The following is a 6,153-nucleotide window of genomic DNA, read 5'->3' as shown; positions in this document are numbered from 1 at the left end:
TGCTTAGGCTTTCAATTAAATTATTACTTCATTACCTCCATGACGGTTTTATCACCCTTTCAGCCTAATTCATCCCGCAAATATGCAACGCCAAATTTATTTATGGAAAATAAAAATATCTATGTAGTGACACGTAGTGCAAAAAATACTACATAAGTGGAATCGAGCAAGCGCATTTCACTTTAATAAAGTTGCTGATTTAGCTGAAGAATTTCCAGCGATCGCAATTAATAAATCGAATGTGAAATGCCTATAATAGCACCTCGCATTTGCATAATTTGTTATTTTTATCTGGCTAGAATCATCAAGTGCTAATTACGATTAACCAGTCACATAAAAATCGTTTTCGCTTAATGACACTTAACCAAATAATTGTGCAAATTTTACCTGAGTAAACGCATCTAAACTGCCATCTTGATCAAAGTACAATGCACCTGTATTGTTATCATAAATAAATCGTTGAGCGATCGTTTTTGCAGATGTTCCAAGGGTAAACTGACTAGCAGAGAGAAAACCTCTTAATAACCCCCCACCAAAACCAGCAGCCGATACCTGAATAAATTCATTATTTGCGTTGAAGTCATAAATACTATCAACGCCTTCATTATAACTATTGAAAGCAAAGGTATCAGCACCATTTCCTCCATAGAGGGTATCATTACCGTTCCCACCCATCAAGAAATCACTCCCAGCACCACCCTTGAGGGTGTTATTACCAGAAGCGCTAGAGGCACTAAGAGAATCATTGCCATTGCCCCCATCAAGTAGATTATCGCCTGTAGAATTGTCAGCATTTAAGGTATCGTTACCAGCACCACCGTTGAGGGTATTATTGCCAGAAGCTTCATAGATGTAGTTCTCGATGTCGTTTTCGATGTTATAGTTGTAGTAGGAGCTAGAGGCAAAGAGATAATCATTGCCATTGCCCCCAGAGAGTAGGTTATCACCCCCTGAACCGTCAACATTCAAGGTATCGTTACCAGCACCACCGTTTAGCGTGTTATTTCCAAAAGCGCCATCATCGTCATTATACAGGCGAGAGAAAAAAAGAGAATCATTACCATTTCCCCCATTTAGAAGGTTCTCGCTTCGTGATAGGTTAACATTTAAGGTATCGTCACCAGCACCACCGTTTAGCGTGTTATTTCCAAAAGTGCCATCATCGTTGTAATAATACTGGCGAGAGACAAAAAGAGAATCATTACCATCGCTCCCATTTAGAAGGTTATTGCTTTGTGGTAGGTCAACATTCAAGGTATCGTCACCAGCGCCACCGTTTAGGGTGTTATTTCCAGGAACATTATTGAATTCTGGGAAGGATTCAAAGTAGCCATAGACAGAGAGAGAATCATTGCCATCGCCGCCAAAGACTAGGTTATCGCCTGTTCCACCAACAATCAAGGTATCGTTACCATCGCCACCGTTGAGAATATTATTACCTGAGGAGTCAAAGAGACCGGAGCTAGTTGTATAGGCATAGGAACTGAGAAAATCATTGCCATCGCCCCCAAAGACTAAGTTATCGCCTGTTGAAGATCGAACATCCAAGGTATCGTTACCATCACCACCGTTGAGGGTGTTATTGCCTGAAGTCTCATATCTCTCAAAGTGATAAAGGTCGTAGTAACCAGAGGCAGAGAGATAATCATTGCCATCGTCCCCAAAAAGTAGGTTATCACCTGTTGAAGCGTCAACATTCAAGGTATCGTCACCAGCGCCACCGTTGAGGGTGTTATTCCCTGAAGTAGAATACAAGCGGTAGCGATAGTTGGAGGTATAGGAACTGAGATAATCATTGCCATTGTCCCCAGAGAGTAGGTTATCGCCTGTTGAACCGTCAAAATTCAAGGTATCGTTACCAGTGCCACCGTTGAGGATGTTGTTGCCACTATCATCAATGAGAGTATCATTCCCCGTACCACCTCGCAGCAGGTCGTTATCAGTACCACCAACAAGGGTGTCATTGCCCAGATCACCAATGAGAGTATCATTCCCCGTACCACCGCGCAGCAGGTCGTTGCCACTTTTGCCGTTGATGCTGTCATTACCGCCCTGACCATTGATGACATCATTTGAGTTGTCAAAGCCGATGACATAGTTATTCAGGTCGTTAAAAAAGGTAACTGTGTTCTTGTTGAACGGGTTCTCTTGGGTGGAGTTGGCATTGACGACATCAAAGCTATCACTGATGCTGGTTTGCCCAGCGTTGATAGGTTATCTAGGTTTTCCAGGGTAAAGTTTTGCAAGATGACTTTCGTCGCAATGAAGTCTGGATAGCTCATTATCGGATAGTTATCCAGATCACCCACCTCTTCAAAGGTAATTTCCAGATTGTTACCATTTTGCATGAGTAGCAGATTTCGGGCAGTTCTATCTTGGAATATCAGAATATCCACTTCGGCAATGAGTGCTGCCGAGGGATTTGAGCCTTTACCTACGCCACCGAAATCGGTGATAATATCGATGCCGTCGTACAAGTCATAAACAAATTTATCGTTGCCGCTGCCACCAGTCAGGATATCATTGCCCGTATCACCTGTGATGGTATCGTTCCCCTTTAGACCGTCAATTGTATCCTCGTCGAAGAAGTTGCCCACTAGAGTATCATTACCGTTGGTTCCAACGATATTTGCCATAACTTTTACCTTCCTGAATCAATTTTTTAGTAATTTAAGTTATCAACCTACGTTATACTGTTTCACTTGGCATGATTTTACAATAGCTCTTTAAGGCGAAAAATATGAATGCGATCGCTCCAGTCTAAATTGGTGTTTTGTTAATCTGATGAAATACAAATGACTAATGATAAATGACAACCCCCACAAGTAAATATCCAATTTAAATGCGTAACAGCTTATCCTTCATCAAGTCGTGTTTATATATCTACTGGTTTTGGTAGAATTGGTAGAAATAGAGTGAACTGACTACCTTCTCCTAAAGTCGATATAACAGTCACATCTCCACCATGCAAACGCGCTAATTTGCGTGTTAAAGCTAAACCTAAACCACTACCTTCATACTTTCGATTTAACCGACTATCAAGTTGTTTAAATGGTTCAAATAAAAATTGAAACTGATTTGAGTCTATACCAATTCCAGTATCTGAAACTGTAAAGGTTATTCCTTGCGGTACTTTTTTCACTACTAGCGATACCTGACCGGCTGGGGTGAATTTAATCGCATTAGTGAGCAGGTTGAGTAACATTTGCTTAATGCGCCGCTCATCACCAACACAAATATCCTCTTCTACATCAATTTTACAGGTGAGTTGTAATCCCTTTTCTGAGGCGCGATCGCGCACTGTCCATATAGCATAATTACATAAATCTGATACTGGCAAAGGTGAGAGTGACAGTTCCTCTTTCGCTGCTTCTATCTTAGATAAATCAAGGATATCGTTAATCAGCGCCAGTAGATGTTCACCACTACTATATATACAACTTACGTATTCGTTCTGCTTTTCATTGAGAGAGCCAACTATTTCTTGTTGCAATAACTGCGACAAACCCATAATTGCATTGAGAGGTGTCCGCAACTCATGACTCATAGTTGCTAAAAATTCATTTTTTGCCCGACTGGCAGCTTCTGCTGCTTCTTGAGAGGCACGAAGTTTCAACTCTGTTTCCTTACGTTCAGTAATATCTTCAATCATCGTTAGAAAAAACTCAGCTTCACCATTGCTGTTAGGTATAACAGAGACACAGATATGAGTCCAAACTAAGCTACCATTTTGATGCAGGCAGCATCTTTCCATCTCAATCCGATATCTTTCGACAAACTGTTCCTGATGTTTGGAGGACTCGAACCCTAGCGTCGAAGTTCTCTTGAAGTCTATGTCAATTCCTTACATTAGTTGTTTGTAAAGTTTTAAATCCCCCCTTTGTGTGGAAATGTAATCTGTAAAGCGCTTGCCGTATAACTCTTCTCGGCTATATCCTAAAATATTGCACAGTGCCAGATTAGTATCGACTATCTGTGCTTTCATATTTATAAGTCCGATGCCGATAGAAAAACACTCAAAAATCGCCCGAAATTTGGCCTCACTCTGCTGCAATGCTTCTTGTACGAAGTCTCGCTCCTTCGCTTCTATAGCCAGCGTCACAAAATCTGCAATCGAGCCTGCAAAAGTCTTTTCGTCCAAAGTCCATTGACGAACTTCGCTTATGTGTTAGTGACAGACTATGCCTATCAAACAATCCTCTAGCCAAATCGGTGCATCCAGCAGGGATGTGATGCCCGAAACTGAAAGATAAGACTCGGATAATTCTTGGGTTCTTGTATCGTTGATGGTATCATCTACGGCAATGGTACGTTCTTGTTCTAAAGTCTAGAAATAAACTGGATAATTTTTTTTTGAAAGTGAGTTACCAAAGCTATGACTCTTGGTGCTTACATCATATAAATCGATGCATTCAATTTTTGAACGTTCTTGATTATATAACCATACACCAACTCGCTTCACTAAAAGCGTTTGAGCAGCAGCCTCTGTAATTTCTTTTAAAGCTGCATTGAGATCACCTTGCTGAAATGTAAATGTCTTGCTTCTTGCCAGCTGCACCAGCGCCTGGCTTTGTTTTCGCCGACGATTTTCTTTGATTTGCAAAGCCTTTTGGGACTGGTTATGCCCTGTAATATCTCTAGTTGACACCACCTGCATTAGTTGACCTTAAGAAGAAATAATTTTGCCTTGTAGTTTTATAAAAAAGTAGAACTGTCTTTGTATAACTACAACTACTTGCTCTGATTTTAATTACCGGAATGTATATTTTTTTTAATGAAAATTTATGATTTTAGATAACAAATTTTAAATAAATTTTGCTCATTGCTTCTATTACTTCGTTCCAGTCATTTTTGCCAGGGTATAATTAATATTTCAAATAATTTTTATTAAGTAATTATACTATTAATTAGTATAATATTTTGAATTTAGGTCTAGGAACTAAGGAGAAGAAAAGACTCTTTTGAATACCGAACACTGAGTTTAATTTATTGCTGAGTGTTGACTACCAAAACACGTTTAATTCTCCTAGAGAAAGATGCCTAATGACTCAAATTTTGCAAAAATTGAAGTAACGGCAGGTTTTGTGGAGGTGGAGCGATGACGGATAGTAATGTAAGAATTGTTTCCCTGATTCCCGGTGGAACAGAGATTTTAGCGACACTAGGCTTGGTTGATGCTATTGTGGGGCGATCGCACGAATGCGATTACCCTCCAGAAATCCTTGATCGCCCTATTTGTACCGAAGCACGCTTAAACTCCAATAGCTCTAGCAGCCAAATTCATGATGAAGTGAGCAATTTATTGCAATCTGCTCTGAGTATTTACCAAATCAAAACGGATGTTTTAGAGAAATTGCAGCCTACCCACATTCTCACTCAAGACCAGTGCGATGTTTGTGCTGTCAGCTTAGACGATGTTGAAAAGGCAGTTGCTACACTTATTGACAGTAAACCGCAGATTATTTCTTTACAACCTAATCTTCTCCAAGATATTTGGGCTGACATTGAGCGAGTCGGTAACACTTTTGGCGTAGACTCGGTTAAGGTCATAGAAAACTTAGAAGCTCGCGTCAAAATTTGTCAGCATAAAATCCAGGGACTTTCGTTAAATGAACAGCCTACTGTCGCCTGTATCGAGTGGACTAATCCTTTGATGGTAGCCGCCAATTGGATTCCAGAATTAGTTAACTTAGCAGGAGGACATTCTCTATTTTGTGCTACAGGTCAGCCTTCTTCTGTCTTGCCGTGGGAAACACTATTAACAACTGATCCTGATGTAATTGTTTTTATGCCTTGTGGCTTTGCTTTAAATCGTACTCGCCAAGAAGCCAGTTTGTTAACTCAACATTCAGACTGGGAAAAACTGCACGCTACCAAAACTGGTAGGGTATACATAGCTGATGGCAATTCTTACTTCAATCGTCCAGGGCCACGACTGGTAGATTCTCTAGAAATTTTGGCAGAAATTTTGCATCCGGAAATTTTTCAATACGGCTACAAAGGAACTGGTTGGGAACTTTTGTGAAGAAGAATTTAGAAATCAGAATTCAGTATGAATTCGAGTCCGATGCTTGCTTACTAAGCTTGTCGAAATAATGGGTGATATTTTTTGAAAACTCTGGTGGGTTCCAATCATCCATAAAAAGTAATTCT

The 6,153-nt window shown here is 40.2% G+C and carries 3 protein-coding genes and 2 pseudogenes; 1 reads left to right on the top strand and 4 read right to left on the bottom strand.

Going from position 1 to position 6,153, the window contains the following annotated elements; all coding sequences use genetic code 11:
• Positions 1-360: 360 nt before the first annotated feature.
• The 4 genes and pseudogenes from V7L20_RS18880 to V7L20_RS18865 all read right to left on the bottom strand — a co-directional run bounded on the left by V7L20_RS18880 (position 361) and on the right by V7L20_RS18865 (position 4,657).
• Positions 361-1,848 (bottom strand): calcium-binding protein, encoded by a 1,488-nt coding sequence (locus tag V7L20_RS18880; RefSeq protein ID WP_334745555.1) that lies wholly within the window; start codon positions 1,846-1,848, stop codon positions 361-363.
• Between the two features lie 45 nt (positions 1,849-1,893).
• A pseudogene (locus V7L20_RS18875) lies at positions 1,894-2,064 on the bottom strand (calcium-binding protein); the annotation flags it as partial.
• Positions 2,065-2,102: 38 nt separating this feature from the next.
• Positions 2,103-2,636, bottom strand: coding sequence for a hypothetical protein (locus tag V7L20_RS18870; RefSeq protein ID WP_334745554.1), 534 nt, complete (start codon positions 2,634-2,636; stop codon positions 2,103-2,105).
• Between the two features lie 239 nt (positions 2,637-2,875).
• Positions 2,876-4,657: pseudogene (locus V7L20_RS18865) on the bottom strand (ATP-binding protein).
• Between the two features lie 441 nt (positions 4,658-5,098).
• Between V7L20_RS18865 and V7L20_RS18860 the strand changes: the two are divergent.
• Positions 5,099-6,025 carry a cobalamin-binding protein gene (locus V7L20_RS18860; RefSeq protein ID WP_334745553.1) on the top strand — a complete coding sequence of 309 codons (927 nt, stop codon included), beginning with the start codon at positions 5,099-5,101 and terminating at the stop codon, positions 6,023-6,025.
• Positions 6,026-6,153 lie beyond the last annotated feature (128 nt).

The organism is Nostoc sp. (assembly GCF_036916735.1).
GTDB lineage: Bacteria > Cyanobacteriota > Cyanobacteriia > Cyanobacteriales > Nostocaceae > Nostoc.
The sequence above is the reverse complement of the archived record's forward strand: the minus strand, read 5'-3'. Positions and strand labels throughout refer to the sequence as shown.